The organism is Salipiger sp. HF18 (assembly GCF_011806505.1).
Classification (GTDB): Bacteria; Pseudomonadota; Alphaproteobacteria; order Rhodobacterales; family Rhodobacteraceae; genus Salipiger; species Salipiger thiooxidans.
This window is the reverse complement of record NZ_JAATOS010000001.1, coordinates 64,542-79,816: the sequence shown is the minus strand read 5'-3', so window position 1 is coordinate 79,816 and position 15,275 is coordinate 64,542. Positions and strand designations below refer to the sequence as shown.

At 63.7% G+C, this 15,275-nt stretch carries 19 protein-coding genes; 11 read left to right on the top strand and 8 right to left on the bottom strand.

The window, feature by feature from the left end; all coding sequences use genetic code 11:
- Positions 1–10: 10 nt before the first annotated feature.
- A complete protein-coding gene (locus HC022_RS00405; RefSeq protein WP_008888175.1) occupies positions 11–868 on the bottom strand; it encodes an oxaloacetate decarboxylase in 858 nt (285 codons plus the stop codon).
- A gap of 441 nt (positions 869–1,309) precedes the next feature.
- Complete coding sequence (locus HC022_RS00400) at positions 1,310–2,194, bottom strand: mechanosensitive ion channel family protein (RefSeq protein WP_167450916.1); 885 nt, start codon at positions 2,192–2,194, stop codon at positions 1,310–1,312.
- A gap of 178 nt (positions 2,195–2,372) precedes the next feature.
- Between HC022_RS00400 and HC022_RS00395 the strand changes: the two genes are divergently transcribed.
- The 11 genes from HC022_RS00395 (at position 2,373) to HC022_RS00345 (ending at position 10,333) form a co-directional block, all read left to right on the top strand.
- Positions 2,373–2,780: a hypothetical protein gene (locus HC022_RS00395; RefSeq protein ID WP_167450915.1), complete on the top strand. Its 408-nt coding sequence runs from the start codon at positions 2,373–2,375 to the stop codon at positions 2,778–2,780.
- Between the two features lie 82 nt (positions 2,781–2,862).
- Entirely contained in the window at positions 2,863–3,255 is a 393-nt protein-coding gene (locus tag HC022_RS00390) for a tautomerase family protein (RefSeq protein WP_167450914.1), read from the top strand.
- Between the two features lie 213 nt (positions 3,256–3,468).
- Positions 3,469–4,575, top strand: coding sequence for a patatin-like phospholipase family protein (locus tag HC022_RS00385; RefSeq protein ID WP_167450913.1), 1,107 nt, complete (start codon positions 3,469–3,471; stop codon positions 4,573–4,575).
- Positions 4,576–4,586: 11 nt separating this feature from the next.
- A complete protein-coding gene (locus tag HC022_RS00380) occupies positions 4,587–5,333 on the top strand; it encodes an acetoacetate decarboxylase (protein ID WP_008888299.1) in 747 nt (248 codons plus the stop codon).
- A 5-nt stretch (positions 5,334–5,338) separates the two neighbouring features.
- Entirely contained in the window at positions 5,339–5,935 is a 597-nt protein-coding gene (locus HC022_RS00375) for a cytochrome b/b6 domain-containing protein (protein ID WP_167450912.1), read from the top strand.
- A gap of 12 nt (positions 5,936–5,947) precedes the next feature.
- Complete coding sequence (locus HC022_RS00370) at positions 5,948–6,730, top strand: 3-hydroxybutyrate dehydrogenase (protein ID WP_008888203.1); 783 nt, start codon at positions 5,948–5,950, stop codon at positions 6,728–6,730.
- 26 nt (positions 6,731–6,756) lie between these two features.
- Complete coding sequence (locus tag HC022_RS00365) at positions 6,757–7,026, top strand: hypothetical protein (protein WP_008888192.1); 270 nt, start codon at positions 6,757–6,759, stop codon at positions 7,024–7,026.
- Positions 7,027–7,058: 32 nt separating this feature from the next.
- A complete protein-coding gene (locus tag HC022_RS00360) occupies positions 7,059–7,583 on the top strand; it encodes a DUF1269 domain-containing protein (RefSeq protein WP_167450911.1) in 525 nt (174 codons plus the stop codon).
- Positions 7,580–7,729, top strand: coding sequence for a DUF3096 domain-containing protein (locus HC022_RS00355; protein WP_083791917.1), 150 nt, complete (start codon positions 7,580–7,582; stop codon positions 7,727–7,729). Before HC022_RS00360 ends, HC022_RS00355 begins: the two co-directional genes overlap by 4 nt.
- Before the next feature lie 64 nt (positions 7,730–7,793).
- Positions 7,794–8,798, top strand: a complete 1,005-nt coding sequence (locus HC022_RS00350) for an HlyD family secretion protein (RefSeq protein WP_167450910.1) — start codon at positions 7,794–7,796, stop codon at positions 8,796–8,798.
- Positions 8,795–10,333: a DHA2 family efflux MFS transporter permease subunit gene (locus tag HC022_RS00345; RefSeq protein WP_167450909.1), complete on the top strand. Its 1,539-nt coding sequence runs from the start codon at positions 8,795–8,797 to the stop codon at positions 10,331–10,333. The genes HC022_RS00350 and HC022_RS00345 overlap by 4 nt, the downstream gene beginning before the upstream one ends.
- A gap of 2 nt (positions 10,334–10,335) precedes the next feature.
- Here HC022_RS00345 and cyoD read toward each other — a convergent pair whose 3' ends face one another.
- Genes cyoD through HC022_RS00315 form a run of 6 tightly spaced genes read right to left on the bottom strand, consistent with a single transcriptional unit; the run spans position 10,336 to position 15,270 of the window.
- Positions 10,336–10,635, bottom strand: a complete 300-nt coding sequence (gene cyoD, locus HC022_RS00340; RefSeq protein ID WP_008888170.1) for a cytochrome o ubiquinol oxidase subunit IV — start codon at positions 10,633–10,635, stop codon at positions 10,336–10,338.
- A complete protein-coding gene (locus tag HC022_RS00335; RefSeq protein WP_089959209.1) occupies positions 10,632–11,261 on the bottom strand; it encodes a cytochrome c oxidase subunit 3 in 630 nt (209 codons plus the stop codon). Before HC022_RS00335 ends, cyoD begins: the two co-directional genes overlap by 4 nt.
- Positions 11,258–13,351 carry a cbb3-type cytochrome c oxidase subunit I gene (locus tag HC022_RS00330; protein ID WP_167450908.1) on the bottom strand — a complete coding sequence of 698 codons (2,094 nt, stop codon included), beginning with the start codon at positions 13,349–13,351 and terminating at the stop codon, positions 11,258–11,260. Before HC022_RS00330 ends, HC022_RS00335 begins: the two co-directional genes overlap by 4 nt.
- Positions 13,348–14,307, bottom strand: coding sequence for a cytochrome ubiquinol oxidase subunit II (locus HC022_RS00325; protein ID WP_175583388.1), 960 nt, complete (start codon positions 14,305–14,307; stop codon positions 13,348–13,350). Before HC022_RS00325 ends, HC022_RS00330 begins: the two co-directional genes overlap by 4 nt.
- On the bottom strand, positions 14,304–14,960 hold the full coding sequence (locus tag HC022_RS00320; protein WP_254884838.1) for a hypothetical protein: 657 nt from the start codon (positions 14,958–14,960) through the stop codon (positions 14,304–14,306). The genes HC022_RS00325 and HC022_RS00320 overlap by 4 nt, the downstream gene beginning before the upstream one ends.
- Positions 14,947–15,270, bottom strand: a complete 324-nt coding sequence (locus HC022_RS00315) for a YidH family protein (protein WP_008888294.1) — start codon at positions 15,268–15,270, stop codon at positions 14,947–14,949. Before HC022_RS00315 ends, HC022_RS00320 begins: the two co-directional genes overlap by 14 nt.
- Positions 15,271–15,275 lie beyond the last annotated feature (5 nt).

Here is a 15,275-nt window from a genome sequence, read left to right as displayed (position 1 = left end):
GTCGCCTCTTTCATTCGCCGTGGCGGTGGGCAAAGGCCTGATGCGCCTGCAGGTCCACCATGTCGCAGAACTCCGCGTAGCTGAGCGCCGCGCCGCCACCGGGCCGACCGTCGGACTTCAGCCGTGCCATCGCGTCCGCCGTCGCCCGCGCTGCGGCAAACAGGCCGCTCACGGCATACATGACGACGGAAAAGCCCATCTCGCGCACCTCGTCGACGGTCAGCTGCGCCGCATCGGTGCCATCCACGAGGCTCAGAACCTTCGGCCCCTCGACGCGGGTGGCGATCTGCTCGACCTCGGCGCGGGTCTTGACCCCGTCGACGAAGACGAGATCGACACCGGTGTCTCGGTAGCGCGCGGCGCGGCTCACCGCCTCGTCCATCCCCTGCCCCGGCAGCGCGTCGGTACGCCCGATCAGGCAGATGTCCTCCGAACCGCGTGCCTCGACGGCGGCGCTGAGCCGGGCTGCGGCCTCCTCGGCCGGCACGAGCCGGATGCCAGACAACTGGCCGCAGCGTTTCGGGCTGACCTGATCCTCGATGTGCATGGCCGCGACGCCACCCTGCAGGTATTCGCGCACCGTGCGGGCCACGTTGAGCGCCCCGCCGTAGCCGGTGTCGGCGTCGGCGATCACCGGGATGTCGACCGCCCGCACCATGGCGCGTGCATGGTCGGCCATCTCGGTCTGCGTCATCAGCCCAAGATCGGGCTTGCCAAGCCGCATCGCCGTCGCCCCGAGCCCGGTCATGTAGACCGCGTCGAACCCCTGGGCCTGGACGATCCGGGCCGTCAGGGCGTCGGCGGCGCCGGGCGCCACGGTGAAGAGGCCCTGCTCAAGGCGGGCACGCAACAGGTTTTTGCGGGTCATCTTTCCTCCTCGGGCTCAGGCTCTGCCTCCTCAGGCGCCTGACCGTCTACCGCTGATGTGTAACATGTTACATGTAAGGCTTGTCAAGCGGGCAGAGTGTGTCGAGTGCCTCGAAGTTCTGGCGCCCGGCTTTAGGGGCATCCATTTGACAGAAATTGACGCCTTCGCTGCGCCTCGCCATGGCCGACGCCACGAGCCCGTGAGCCAGATGCAAGCGCGGAACCTCTAAGGACGGCCGAGGGCACGTCGGGTAGCACCTCAAGTTGGCGCAGACTCTACATCACGGTGAGGGATGTCGCGGGGGCAGGTCACCATATTCTTGCTTCGAGCCGTTGGAGCGGGTTTTTTCCGGCAGCGGATTTCACTCTCGCTGAACGGCGGCGTGACATCAGGTTGCCTGGCCGTCTGGCCTGTGCCGGATGCGCTGCGCAAGCACTGGAATCACTCGGTATTGGCGCGCTCCGCCTTGGAAAACTCTTCCGGAAGTTTGGTGATCTGCACGTTCTGATAGGCATAGGGTATCTCGATCCCGGCGGCATCGAAGCGCTTTTTAACGGCTTCCAGAAGGGCATTCCTGACCCCCGCCGCGACGCCCGAGTCCGCACACCAGACACGCAGACTGAAGTCGACGCTCGACGCGCCCAGATTGGTGACGGGGCATCCGACAACCTCTTCGATCTCCGGAAGGCCGGCCGCGACCTCGAGGATGATGGCGCGCGCCGCATCGATGTCGACGTCATAGCCGATCGAGATCGGCACGACCGCCATGGTCCGCGCCTCACGGGCCGACAGGTTGACCATCGTGGTGTTCGAGATCGACGCGTTCGAGATGATCACCCGGCGGTTGTCGTAGGTTTTGAGGACCGTATACCCAAGCGAAACGTCCTCCACCGTCCCCGTTTCAACCCCGGTCGGGGCGCTGATCTGAAGTTTGTCGCCAAGGCGAAACGGACGATAGAAGATCAGGCTGAACCCGGCGACAAAGTTCGACAGCGTGGATTGCGCCGCCAGACCGAAGACGACGGAGGCGACCGAAACGCTGGCCAGAAGCGCCGTCGCTAGCCGATCCAGCGCCGGGATCATATGTGCGTAGAGCATCAGGATCAGGATCCAGACGAAGGCGCTGGCGACCTTCGACAGGAACGCCACGGACATGCGGTCGAGCCGGTTGTCGTGGTCGCGCGCGACGACGACACGGATCCCTTGCCGAAGCAGATGCGACAAAAGCAGGCCCGCCAAAACGAAGAACGCGAGGATGATCAGCGCACCCGACCATGTGCCAGGGTGTACATGGGACGCCCAGGGCTGAAGGTTCTTCCAATTCATTTCGCGTCTCCCGAGATCAGATCGCAACCACCTCAGGCCTAATATGCAAATGCGCAGCTCGCGGGCCAGCGGGCAAACTTGTCATGAATGTAATTCCCACAACAGGCTCGTTGCAGCCTGCCCTGTCAGAGATTGCTCAACCACCCCTTGCCCGACATGACCTCTGAAAGGAAATCCCATGAAACGCTCCCTCTTCACCGTCGCAGCGGCGCTTTGCCTGTCCTCGGCCACGCTGGCCGCCGCGCAGGATCTCGACTGCCCCGAACCTGCGGCGGTCTTCACCGCAGCGGACGCGGGCGCTTTCGATCTGCCGAAGCTGGCGCGGGACGTCGGCTCCGCAGAATTGGACGGAGACGCGCTCGGCAAAATTGTCGGACAGATCCGGTCGGACTACCCCGAGGCCACGGATGCCGAGGTTGCCGACATCATGATCACGGCCTTCTGCACCTATCTCAACTCGGATACGCCCGCCGATCACCGAAGCGAAGAGCATGTCTCTGCCTTCGAGCAGCAAGCCTACGACGCGGTGTTCAACGGCCCCGCGCCGGAAAGCTACCCACGACAGGGTTGGCTCTACGGCAATTGAACAACGCATCGAGGCCTGCCTGGGGAACCAACCCACGGCGGCCACGTTTGCCGTACGCCTCACCAACCTGAGAAAGATACGAATGCCTCTCGTACGAATTGATATGATCGAAGGCCGGTCGGACGAGCAGCTCCAGCTTTTGCTGGACACCATCCAAGGCTGCGTTGTCGAGGCTTTCGGGGTGCCGGAAACCGACCGCTATCAGATCGTCCACGAACACAAACCGGGCCGGATGGTGTTTCTTGATACCGGACTCGGCTTTACCCGGAGTGACGAGGTGATTTCGGTTCAGTTCTTTACGAGCCCCCGAACCCATGTTGAGAAGATCAAGATCTATCGGCTTCTGTCCGAGCGCCTTGAGCACACCTGTGGCCTCGATCCGAACGACCTTCTGATTTCCGTCTTCACCAACCGGGAGGAAGACTGGAGTTTCGCCAAAGGCGAGGCGCAATATGTAACGGGTCGTCTGCCATAAGGCAGAGAAACTCAGCCGCACCGGGGAAATCACGCCTGGTCGCCGCCCGCTGCAAATCTCAATTCGACCCGCCACCAAACGTGGCGGGTTTTTATTTTGGATCAGTGGCTTGGTAAACCTGTCGCAAATGTAAACTTGCAGAAAAGCCAGCGCAGGACTGCGCTTCTATCTGTTCCTCAACGACACACAACGCTGCTTGAAGGAACGAACACGATGGCCCCCAAAGAACTGAATGCGCTGGTCCTTCAAGGCGGCGGAGCACTGGGCGCCTATCAGGCCGGAGCGTTCTCTGCGCTCGACAAAGCCAGGTTCTCCTTCGACTGGGTCGCAGGTATTTCAATTGGCGCGATCAATGCCGCGCTCATCTGCGGCAACAGTCAGAAAGACCGCATCCCGGCTCTCGAAGCATTCTGGAACAGGATCACGACCACCCGGCCGGCTCTTGCGCCATTCTGGACCCTTGCCGGACGTCATGCGGTTTCCGAAATGGCCGCCGCCGAAGTCATGATGGCCGGGGCTCCGGGCTTCTTCCGGCCCCGCTTCCCCGGCACAGTCTGGCCGCTCGGCCCGAAGCCTGCGCTGAGCATCTATGACACGTCCCCGCTTGAGGCGACGCTGATCGAACTGGTGGATTTCGACCTTCTCAACGATCACGGCCCGCGTCTCAGCATCGGGGCGACCGATGTGGAAACCGGCAACTTCACCTATTTCGACAGCCGCACCACCCGCATCGACGTCCGGCACATTATGGCGAGCGGCGCCCTGCCGCCGGGCTTCCCGCCGGTCGAGATCGACGGGCGGTATTACTGGGATGGCGGCCTCGTGTCGAACACGCCGCTCCAATACGTCATGGAGCAGGCGGAAGGCGACCAACCGCTCTGTGTCCTGCAGATCGACCTCTTCAATGCCAGGGGCACCGTGCCGACCGATGTGCTGGACGTGCAGCAGCGCGAGAAGGACATCCGCTATTCGAGCCGCACCCGGCTGACCACCGACCGTTACCGCGAATTGCACGCACTTCGCGTGGCGGCCGATCGGCTGGCGGCGAAGCTGCCTGAAGATCTCAGGGATGATGAGGACCTTGCGCTGTTACGCGCCGCAGGCCCCTCCTGCCCTGTCACGCTTGTCCACCTGATCCACCGCAAGGAAGGGTTCGAGGGCAGCGGCAAGGACTACGAATTCTCACGTCAGTCGATGTCGGACCATTGGGCCGCAGGCCAGAAGGACGTCACGCGGACACTCACTCATCCCTCATGGACATCCCGCGTTGTCGGGACCGACGGCCTGCAGGTCTTCGATCTTGGAACGCAAGGAAAATAAGGAGTTTCGACATGAACAAGTCCGACCTCATCTCCACCGCCTTCGCAATGCCCCTCACCAGCCCGTCCTATCCCAAAGGGCCGTACAAGTTCGTGAATCGCGAGTTCCTCACGATCACCTACCGCACGGACATGGAAGCCCTGCGCCGCGTCGTGCCGGAGCCGCTGGAGATCCCCGAGCCGCTGGTGAAATACGAATTCATCCGCATGCCAGACAGCACCGGCTTCGGTGACTACACCGAAAGCGGCCAGGTGATCCCAGTGACCCTGGACGGTGTCGCGGGCGGCTACGTCCACTCGATGTTCCTCAACGATGACGCGCCCATCGCGGGCGGCCGCGAAATCTGGGGCTTCCCCAAAAAGCTCGCCGACCCGTCGCTGCGGGTAGAGAAAGACACGCTCGTCGGCACGCTCGACGTGGGCTCGGTCCGGGTTGCGACCGGAACGATGGGCTACAAGCACCGCGAGCTGGACCACGCGAAGGTGCTCAAGGGCTTCGACGCCCCGAATTTCATGCTCAAGATCATCCCGCATGTCGATTGCACGCCGCGCATCTGCGAGCTGGTCCGCTACTACACCATAGACGTGACGCTCAAAGGCGCCTGGGAAGGTCCGGCGGGGCTGGAGCTGCACCGACACGCACTGGCGCCCGTGGCCGATCTGCCGGTGCGCGAAGTCGTCTCGGCCGTCCACCTGCTGACCGACCTGACGCTCGGGCTGGGGGAAGTCGTCCACGACTACCTCGCTCCGAAAGGATGAACACCATGGCCATCGCGACGCGTCACACCATCGCCACCAGGCTGGTTCACGCAGGCTTGGCGCTTGCAGTCGTCACGCAGCTTTTCTCCAGCCTCGTGATGCAGCCCGAAGAGGACGGCCACGCGGGCAACCTTGCCTTCGAGATCCATGAATACGGCGGGCTGGCCGCCTTTGCCTTCATCGTGATCTTCTGGTTCGTGCTGACCGCGCGCCGCCGGGGCACGCCTGTGGGAATGCTGTTTCCATGGTTTTCGGGCACGCGGCTCTTGGCGCTTCGGGACGACACCAAAAGGCACCTCGCCGCGTTGCGCCGGTTCCGGCTGCCGTCCCACGACGGTGCCAGCCCCTTTGCCAGTGCCGTTCACGGGTTGGGCATCCTGCTGATCACCGCGATGGCGGCATCGGGTGCGCTTTACTACGTCATCGGCGAGGGCAACCCCGACGCCGGCGGCTTGGTGGGCGTCGCGATGTCAATTCACAAAACTCTGGCGAACCTCGCCTGGGCCTACCTGATCGGCCACGCCAGCCTGGCGCTGATCCAGCATCACTTCACCGAATTCAACCTGCGCGAAATGTGGTCCTTCCGCAGCGCGTCCAAATAAGGAACCTGAACGATGAACCTCAAAGACAAAGTCTGCATCATCACCGGCGCCGCCAGCGGAATCGGGCATGGGATCGCGAAACGCTACGTCGCCGACGGAGCGAAGGTCGTCATCGCCGACCTCAAGCTCGACGCCGCCCAGAAGACCGCCGACGAGCTCTCCGCCGAAGGGCCGGGCGAAGCCATGGCGGTCGAGATGAACGTCACCGACGAGGCGCAGGTCAACGACGGCGTCGCCAAGGTCATCGAGACATGGGGCAAGATCGACGTGCTGGTGTCCAACGCGGGCGTGCAGATCGTCCACCCGCTCGAAGATTTCCCCTTCGACGACTGGAAGAAGCTTCTGTCGATCCACTTGGACGGCGCGTTTCTCACCTCGAAGGCTGTCATGCCGCATATGCAGAAGGCCGGCTCGGGCTCGATCATCTTCATGGGGTCGGTGCACTCGAAAGAAGCGAGCCCGCTCAAATCGGCCTACGTCACCGCCAAGCACGGTCTTCTCGGCCTTGCCCGCGTGATCTCCAAGGAAGGGGCCAAGCACGGCATCCGCGCCAACGTGATCTGCCCCGGCTTCGTCAAGACACCGCTCGTCGAAAAGCAGATCCCCGAACAGGCGCGCGACCTCGGCATCTCGGAGGAGGAGGTCGTCAACAAGATCATGCTGGGCGAGACCGTCGATCAGGAATTCACCACCATCGAGGACGTGGCCGAAGTCGCCCATGTCTTCGCCGCCTTCCCCACCAATGCCCTCACCGGCCAGTCGCTGGTCGTCAGCCACGGCTGGTACATGAACTGACCCGCTGTCGAGAAAGGAATGATCCGATGGAAAACCAAGACCTTCACGCCCGTCTGGACGCGCTAGGCAGGAAGATCCACGCCACGGAACAGAGGCTGCGCGAAAAGGCGCATCTCTATCACGACTCCACGCATCTGACCGCAAAAGAGCTGAAGCAAAGCTATCGCAATCTTCAGGCCCGCCTGAACGGCGAGATCGCCGAAGCCGAGGCGCAGGGCCACCACGTGAGCGACCTCGAACGTTCCGTGCAGCAGTGGCTCGACAGCATCGACACCACCCACATCGGATCAAACTGACAATCCTCCAAACCCTGAGAAAGGAGACCGAAATGTCCGAACTTATCGTCATCGGCTACGACACAGCCGAAAGAGCCGAGGAAGCCCGCGCAGACCTGATGAAGATGGCGCAGGAATACCTTGTCGACGTCGCCGATGCGGTTGTGGCCGTCGCAGACAGCGACGGCACCATCAAGCTGAACCAGATGGTCAACCTCTGGACCGCCGGGGCGACCGGCGGCGCGTTCTGGGGTCTGCTTGTCGGCATGATCTTCTTCAACCCGCTCCTGGGCGTCGCGGTTGGTGCCGGCGCCGGCGCGCTTTCGGGCGCCCTTACAGACTACGGTATCAACGACGACTTCATGAAGGAGGTGGCCGGAATCCTGCAACCGGGTCAGGCCGCGCTGTTCATGATGATGCGGCGCGAAGCCTCTGACAAAGTCATGGCGCGCCTCGGCGAACATGGCGGACGGGTGCTGCGCACCAACCTCGACACGGATGCCGAAAATCGTCTGCGGCGCGCCTTCGACGACGCGCACAAGGCGGAGGTGGGCGCATCCGCGCCTGAACAGGCATGACGACCGTGGTCTTCGTTCAGCCTCTTCTGGCGCTCATCGCGGGCATCCTGATCCTGATCGCCCCGAAGCTTCTGAACTACGTCATCGCTGCCTATCTGATCCTTTTCGGACTGGCCGGGCTCTTCCCTCACCTCTTCGGCGCGTGAGCGCCAATCATCCAAGGCTGCGGACCCCGTCGCCGGGGTCCGCCCGGTTCCGACAGGTCTCCACATGAAACACCTCAAAGCCATCGTTCTCGTCGCCGCCATCGCCCTTGCGGGCGGCGGTCTTTGGGTCTGGTGGCAACACGAACGGATCCATCCCTCGACCGATGACGCATACCTGAAGGCCAACGTGCTGACGATCGCGCCGCAGGTCGGCGGGCGCGTCTCCGAGGTGGCCGTCGCCGAGAACGCGCATGTGTCGGCCGGCGATCTGCTCTTCACGATCGACGCCGCCGAACTCGAGGCGACGGTTCGGTCGGCGCAGGCAAATCTTGATCGGGCCCGGCAGCAGACGACTGCGGCGATCACGGACCTCTCCGCGGCCTCGGCAAACGTCGACAGTGCGCGGGCCGCCCTGTCGGAAGCACAGGATGCCTACGGACGGACAGAGAAACTCTTCACCATGGGCGACGTGCCACAGGCCGCGCGCGACCAGGCTGCCATGACGCGTGACCAGGCGCAGGCTGCATTCGACAGCGCAAATGCCGCGCTGGCGGCGTCGCGCGAGCAGGCCGGCGCGCCGGGCGACGACAACCCGGCCGTGCGCGCTGCAGAGGCGCAGCTCACGCTGGCGCAGATCAATCTCGACCATGCCCGCGTAACGGCACCGGTGTCCGGCTGGATCGCCAACCTCGACGTCCGGCCCGGCGCGCTGGTGTCCCCGAACGCGCCGCTTTTCTCCCTCGTCGAAGACGGCGACTGGTGGATCGACGCGAACTTCAAGGAGACCGACCTCGAGCGACTGCGCCCCGGCCAGCCTGTGAACATCGACATCGACATGTATCCCGGCGTGACGCTGACCGGCACGCTGCAAAGCCTCGGCGCGGGCGCGGGTGCGGTGTTTTCCCTCCTGCCGCCGCAGAACGCGAGCGGCAACTGGGTGAAGGTCACGCAGCGCTTCCCCGTCCGCATCGCCATCGACACGAGACCGGACGATCCTGATCTGCAACTGCGCGTCGGCGCGAGCACGACCGTGACCGTCGACACCTCCGGACTGGACACGCGCAAATGACCGGAACGGCGGCGACCGGCACACCCATCCGCGAGGGCGTCAAATGGACGATCGTGCTCGCCGTCGTGCTGACGGCGGTACTCGAGGTGCTCGACAGCACCATCGTCAACGTCGCCCTGCCGCAAATCCAGGCGGCCTTCGGGATCACCAACGACCAGACGGTCTGGATCCTGACGAGTTACATCGTCGCCTCGGTCGTCGTCATGCCGCTCACCGGCTTTTTCGTCCGCATGGTCGGGCGGCGGCGGCTCATCATCTCGGCCATCACGGGTTTCGCCGCCTTCTCCGCGCTCTGCGGGCTGTCGTGGAGCGTCGAAGTCATGGTCGCCTGCCGCCTCGGCCAAGGCATCTTCGGCGCTTTCCTCATTCCGCTTTCGCAGTCCATCCTCTTCGACAGCTTCCCCAAGGAGAAGCGTGGCCAGGCGATGGCTTTCTTCGGCCTCGGCGTCGTTGTGGCCCCCGTGCTCGGGCCGACCATCGGCGCGCTCCTGACCGAGTATTTCTCGTGGCGAGCCGTGTTCTATGTGAACCTGCCCATTGCCGGTTTCGCACTCGCGATGATGTCGGGCGAGCTGAAGTCCGAAGACACCAAGACGCTGAAGGTCGACTGGTCCGGGCTTGCGCTCATGGTCGGGGCAATCGCATCGCTGCAACTGATGCTCGACCTTGGGGAAAGCCGGGACTGGTTCGCGTCTCACCTGATCCAGATCGCGGCCATTACGCTGGTCTGTTGCGGCATGGCGTTCGTGCTGCGCGGGATCGGGAGAGCCGACAACATCATCGACTTCTCGCTCTTCCGCGACCGCAGTTTCGCCGGCGCGAATGTGGCGATCCTCGGCTTCGGGGTCGCAATGTTCGGCTCCATCGCGATTCTGCCACTCTTCGTGCAGGGCCTGCTGGGCTACCCTGTTCTGGATGCCGGGATGCTGTTCATTCCACGCGGAATCGCGGCTGGCTTTTCGATGGTCCTGACCGGATCGGTCCTCGTCACGCGCTTCGATCCGCGCAAGCTGCTTGTCCTGGGACTTGTGCTGACCGGGACGGGCAACGTGCTGCTTGGGATGCTGAACCTGAATGCCGGGTTCTGGGACCTTGCCCTGCCCGGCATCGTGTCTGGCCTCGGGATGGGCCTCTTCTTCGTGCCGATGTCCACGCTCGCATTCCAGAACATCGGCCCGGAGAAACAGGACGAGGCCTCTGGCATCTACGGCGTCACCCGCTCGCTCGGGTCGTCGGTGGGCATCGCACTGGTGGGCTGGCAGGTGGCGAGCCGGATGCAGTTCCACTACGCGATGCTGGCCTCGGGGATCTCGCCCTTCGACGAGGCCGCACGCGCCTATCTTGCGCCCCTCGGGCTGACGCCAACCTCGGCTGAGGGCGCGGCGCAGATTGCCGGTCTCATTCGGCAGCAGGCAAGCCTGCTGGCGTTCCAGGATGCCTTCTGGCTGACCGGCGTGGCGGCGTTTCTGATGCTCCCGGTGGTGCTGATCCTGCAGAGGCCCACGGCGGGGGCCGCCCCCGCAAAGGCTCATTGAAGCTACATCCGAGTGGCGAGGTTCCCCATGATCCAGAGCGTGCCAAACGCCATGATGGCGAGGAGCAGCACGGTGAAGAGGATCAGTTGCAGGTCTTCCCGCTTCTGACGCGACAGGTCGATATGCAGGAAGAACCGCAGGTGGACTGCGATCTGCGCCACGGCAAGCACCGCGATGGTGATGGCGAGCGTCCTCCCCTGCATCAGGCCCCAGTGGACCAGCGCAAACGGGACAAGCGTCAGCGTCAGGGCCAGCCCGAAGCCTACGAGGTACATCCGCGTCTCACGTTGCCGATCGGTCATGGCATCAGCCCTCCAAGATAGACGATGGAAAAGACCGCGACCCAGATAAGATCGAGGCAGTGCCAGAAGAGACCAAGCCGCAGAAGGCGTGTCTTGACCGCCGGAACAAGGCCAAGCGTCGCCATCTGCGCCAGCATGACGACGATCCAGAGGCATCCGGCCGCCAAATGAAGCCCGTGAAGCGGCACCAGCCCCCAGAACGCCGACCAGTAGCCGCTTCGTTGCGGCACCGCACCGACCTCGATCATGTGGGCGAAGTCGCGCATCTCCAGCGTCAGGAAGCCGAGGCCGAGGAACAGGGACACCGCAAGCCATCGCGCGATGGCCCTGCGCCCGTCTTCGTGACGCAGCGCCAGCGTGGCAAAGCCGAAGGTCAGGCTGCTGGCGAGCAGGATCACGGTCTGCGCGAAGACGCTGCCAAGGTCGAAAGCCTCCGCCGGTCCGGTGCCGCCCGCCATCCCCATCGGGTTCGCAGCCGTCAGGTAGGATGCGAAGACCAGACCGAAGATCACCACATCGCTCATCAGGAATATCCAGAACCCGAAGACGACCGCTTCGGCACCGCTGTGCGCCTTGCCGTGATGGTCGCCAAGGTTCAGTCCGGGATGAAGATTGCCGCCGCTCATTCCGCAGGCTCCGCTCTGGCCGGGCGTTCCGGAATGGCAAGGCCCGCGTTGCGTTCGTGAGTCTCGTCGAGACGGTTCACCGCGCCCGCGGCGCCCACCCGGGCGAGCCAGGCGCGATGGTCGGCCGCGATCTCAGCGGCGGGTATGATATGCGTCGTCTCGGTTAGGAACGTGCGCCCGATCAGAGCGGCCACCATCGCGCAAAAGGACAGAGCCGCCAGCCACCAGATCCAGAACACAAGCGCCAGTCCAAGCGCCGTGGCGCAAACGCAGACGATCAGGCCGATGGCCGTATTGTTCGGCATCTCGATATCCTCGTATGCCTCCGGCTCCGCATAGGCGCGACCCGTGGCCTTGGCGTCGGTGAACTCGTCGCGCAGCGTGACCTGCGGGATCACCGCGAAATTGTACGCGGGCGGCGGCGACGGGATCGACCATTCGAGCGACCGGCCGTTCCATGGGTCTCCCAGCGGCGCGGCCAACTGGTCGCGCTGCCGGATGCTTACCCAGAGCTGGATGCAGATGCAGGTGAGCGCGGACAGGATCAGCGCGGCGCCGAAAAACGCGAGCCACATGAAGGGCTGGAACGATGGGTCGCTGAAGGTGACGGACCGGCGCGGCATCCCCTGAAGTCCCAGCCAGTAGAGCGGCAGGAAGGTGAAGGAAAACCCGGCGATCCACAGCAGCGCCGCCCGCCGGCCCCATCCTTCGTGAAGCCGGAAACCGAACGCCTTGGGGAACCAGTAGTGATAGGCCGCAAGCAGACCGAACAGCACGCCGGGAATAATCACATTGTGGAAATGCGCCACGAGGAAGAGCGTGTTGTGCACCTGGTAGCTGATCACCGGGTTGGCCAGCATGACGCCGGTCAGCCCGCCGACCGTGAACAGGTAGAAGAAACCGACGACGTAGATCATCGGCACTGTCATGCGGATGCGGCCCCGGAAGATCGTCGCGACCCAGTTGTAGATCTTCACGCCCGTGGGGATCGCGATGGCCATCGAGGCAATGCCGAAGGCGGCGTTGACATTGGCGCTCTGGCCCATCGTGAAGAAGTGGTGCAGCCAGACGCAGAAGCTTAGGACGGCAATCGCCATGGTGGCATAGACCATCGACATGTAGCCGTAGATGCGCTTGCCCGAGAAGGTCGGGACGATCTCGGAGAACATGCCATAACAGGGAATGATGAGCAGGTAGACCTCCGGATGGCCGAAAAGCCAGAAGAGGTTGACGTAGTTCATCATGTTGCCGCCGAGGTCATTGGTGAAGAAATGGAAATCGAGGTACCGGTCGGCGGCCAGCATCAGCGCGGCCACAGTCAGGGGCGGCAGGGCGAAGATCATGATGATCGAGGCGCAGATCACCGTCCAGCAGAAGATCGGCATTCGAAGGAAGCTCATCCCCGGCGCGCGCCCCTTGTAGATCGTGACAGCGAAGTTGATGCCCGAGAGCGTGGTGCCGATGCCCGCGAGGACGATGGACCAGATCCAGTAATCCGGCCCCGGTCCGGGCTGGAAATCGGCGCCGGTATAGGGCGGGTAATTGGCCCAGCCGCCGGTCGAGAACTCGCCCACCACGAGGGAGAGCATCACCAGCGCCGCCCCCGTCGCCGTCAACCCGAGGCTGATCTGGTTCATCACCGGAAACGCCATGTCCCGCGCTCCGATCTGAATCGGCAGGACGTAGTTGATGACGCCGGCGATAAACGGCATCGCCACGAAGAAGATCATGATCGTGCCGTGCGTGCTGAACAGCTCGGAAAAATGGTCGGGCGTCAGGAAGCCGCCATGAAGGCCGAACGCCTGTTGCGTGCGCATCAAGACGCCTTCGATGACGCCGCGCGTCAGCATGACGAGCGCCAGAACGCAGTACATTATACCGATGCGCTTGTGATCGACACTGGTGAGCCAGACGCGCAGAAGCGGCGCCCAGAGGCGGAACCACGTCAGGATGACGAGAACGGCAAGCCCGCCGAGCACCACCGCCATCGCCGCCCCTGCCCCGATGAGCTCACTGACGGTCGGGTTGTCGAAGGCGCGGACGAACGCGAAAGACGACAAGTCGAGACGGCCGAAAATAGGATCGGTCATTGTGTCTGCTCCCCTGCCCTGGCGTTCGGATCGTACCCGACCGCGCCCGGCTGCCCCGCGGGCGGCACGGCAGCACCGGACGTATAGCGGCGCAGGATGGCGCCAAAGAGATCACCTTCGACCGACGAGAAGTGGATCGCATCCACCGGACCGCCCGCCCCGCCCATCTCTGCGCGCGCTTCGTCCCCCGTCGAGGCCTGCGCGAGGCGGGCGTAGCCCTCGGCGGTGAGCGGCGCGCCATCCGCTTTGACACTGCGGATCCAGGCGTCGAAAGCCTGCTGCGTCATCGCGATGGCCTGAAACTTCTGCGCCGGAAAGCCGGTGCCGTTGAACTGCGTGTTCTCACCCTCAAAAACCCCTGGCGCCTCGGCGAGGATGTGCAGCCGCGTTCGCATTCCCGGCATTGCGTAGATTTGCCCCGCGAGCGACGAAATCAGCAAGGATTGCATCACGGTGTCGGTGGTCAGGTCGAGCGCGACAGACGTGTTCTCGGGGAACGCCAGTTGGTTCACGGTGGCGATGCCGAGGTCGGGGTAGATAAACAGCCATTTCCAGTCGAGACCCACCACCTGCACCCGGAGCGGCGGGTTGTCGGACGCGAGGGTCTTCGTCGGGTCGAGCTCATGCGTCGTGCAGTAAAGCTGCACCGACAGGACCGCCACGATGATGAGCGGCACGCCCCACATAAGAATTTCGAGGATCGAAGATCTCTCCCAGTCGGGCGTGTAGCGGGCCTTCTCGTTCCGGTAACGGTACCGCCAGAGCAGCAAGGGCACGAGCACGAACACTGGCAGTATGGCGATCATCGTCCATCCAATGATGTGGAAGAACTCCGCGCGCTGCGCCGCCGCGACCGGGCCGCCGGGTATCAGAAACGTGTCGCGCGAACTGCTGCATGCCGCGAGGGCAAGGTTAATCACGATTGCCGATGGAGTCCTTACCTTGCGAAATGTCATTGCCGTCCGCCCCGCTGGTGTGTCTCCACGGTTTTCTCTGGCGCCGTCGTGACCTCTGGAATGCGCAGAAGGGCGGAGCCCTTCGCAAGCTGTCCGACGCAGGCGCCGATCACGAGCGCGATGACATGCCCGGCATCGGCCAGCGGCTCCGGCGCGATGGCGTACTTGATGGCCACGAGCAAGAGGATCGTCGCGATGGTGAAAAGGCCATATCGCCAGTGCGCGGCAAGAAGACCGATCAGTCCGAATCCGCCGAGCGACATGCCGACATCGGTCGTCTGCGCCAACACAGCGAGGCCGGGTATCGACGTAATGGCGGCAAGAAGCGTGATCGTAGAGGCGAAATCAAGCGCGAAGAAAAGAGCAGCGGCGCGGAGGCTGCCGAAAAGCCACTCGGTCAGACCGATGACGGTTGCCGCGAACGCCAGTTGCCGCATCAGCATGGGCAGATCGTGCGACAGGAAGATGGCAGTTACGAAGCGCCACGGGTTTCCGTCCTGTAGCGCGCCGAGACCGATCCCGCGTACATTCAGAACGCCCGGGTCAAGGTGGCCCGAGAACGTCCCCGAAGCGGCATTTGCCGCGACCATCACCGCCAGAAACGCAAGCGTGAACGGCACTCGCCACAGACTGTTCGGCTTAGGGCGCGACATGGATGGCAAAGCTCCCCAGCAGCACGAACAGCGTCATGACGAGCATCAGCAGAAGAGCTTCCGCCGGTCCGTCGTCGTCGGGCAGGTGCTCATCGCGATCAATTCTCTTGCGCACATGCCGCATCCGCAGCCAGGCGGTCAGCACGACCGTAACGCCAGCGCCGAGCATGATATACGACGCCCAGTGCGGCGCGGACGTCTCGCCCAGTCGCGAGGCGGCGAGCCCGAAGCCGACAATGGCGACGGCGGTCCGGACCCAGGAGAGGAAGGTGCGCTCGTTGGAGGCGTGGGCTTCAAAGTTCACGATCATGCGCG

Coding starts and splice junctions, on each gene's coding strand:
- HC022_RS00320 (WP_254884838.1), bottom strand. CDS start 14,960: ATGTCGCGCCCTAAGCCGAACAGTCTGTGGCGAGTGCCGTTCACGCTT.
- HC022_RS00355 (WP_083791917.1), top strand. CDS start 7,580: ATGACGACCGTGGTCTTCGTTCAGCCTCTTCTGGCGCTCATCGCGGGC.
- HC022_RS00375 (WP_167450912.1), top strand. CDS start 5,339: ATGGCCATCGCGACGCGTCACACCATCGCCACCAGGCTGGTTCACGCA.
- HC022_RS00370 (WP_008888203.1), top strand. CDS start 5,948: ATGAACCTCAAAGACAAAGTCTGCATCATCACCGGCGCCGCCAGCGGA.
- HC022_RS00405 (WP_008888175.1), bottom strand. CDS start 868: ATGACCCGCAAAAACCTGTTGCGTGCCCGCCTTGAGCAGGGCCTCTTC.
- HC022_RS00400 (WP_167450916.1), bottom strand. CDS start 2,194: ATGAATTGGAAGAACCTTCAGCCCTGGGCGTCCCATGTACACCCTGGC.
- cyoD (WP_008888170.1), bottom strand. CDS start 10,635: ATGACCGATCGGCAACGTGAGACGCGGATGTACCTCGTAGGCTTCGGG.
- HC022_RS00325 (WP_175583388.1), bottom strand. CDS start 14,307: ATGACATTTCGCAAGGTAAGGACTCCATCGGCAATCGTGATTAACCTT.
- HC022_RS00365 (WP_008888192.1), top strand. CDS start 6,757: ATGGAAAACCAAGACCTTCACGCCCGTCTGGACGCGCTAGGCAGGAAG.
- HC022_RS00395 (WP_167450915.1), top strand. CDS start 2,373: ATGAAACGCTCCCTCTTCACCGTCGCAGCGGCGCTTTGCCTGTCCTCG.
- HC022_RS00345 (WP_167450909.1), top strand. CDS start 8,795: ATGACCGGAACGGCGGCGACCGGCACACCCATCCGCGAGGGCGTCAAA.
- HC022_RS00350 (WP_167450910.1), top strand. CDS start 7,794: ATGAAACACCTCAAAGCCATCGTTCTCGTCGCCGCCATCGCCCTTGCG.
- HC022_RS00315 (WP_008888294.1), bottom strand. CDS start 15,270: ATGATCGTGAACTTTGAAGCCCACGCCTCCAACGAGCGCACCTTCCTC.
- HC022_RS00380 (WP_008888299.1), top strand. CDS start 4,587: ATGAACAAGTCCGACCTCATCTCCACCGCCTTCGCAATGCCCCTCACC.
- HC022_RS00360 (WP_167450911.1), top strand. CDS start 7,059: ATGTCCGAACTTATCGTCATCGGCTACGACACAGCCGAAAGAGCCGAG.
- HC022_RS00385 (WP_167450913.1), top strand. CDS start 3,469: ATGGCCCCCAAAGAACTGAATGCGCTGGTCCTTCAAGGCGGCGGAGCA.
- HC022_RS00390 (WP_167450914.1), top strand. CDS start 2,863: ATGCCTCTCGTACGAATTGATATGATCGAAGGCCGGTCGGACGAGCAG.
- HC022_RS00335 (WP_089959209.1), bottom strand. CDS start 11,261: ATGAGCGGCGGCAATCTTCATCCCGGACTGAACCTTGGCGACCATCAC.
- HC022_RS00330 (WP_167450908.1), bottom strand. CDS start 13,351: ATGACCGATCCTATTTTCGGCCGTCTCGACTTGTCGTCTTTCGCGTTC.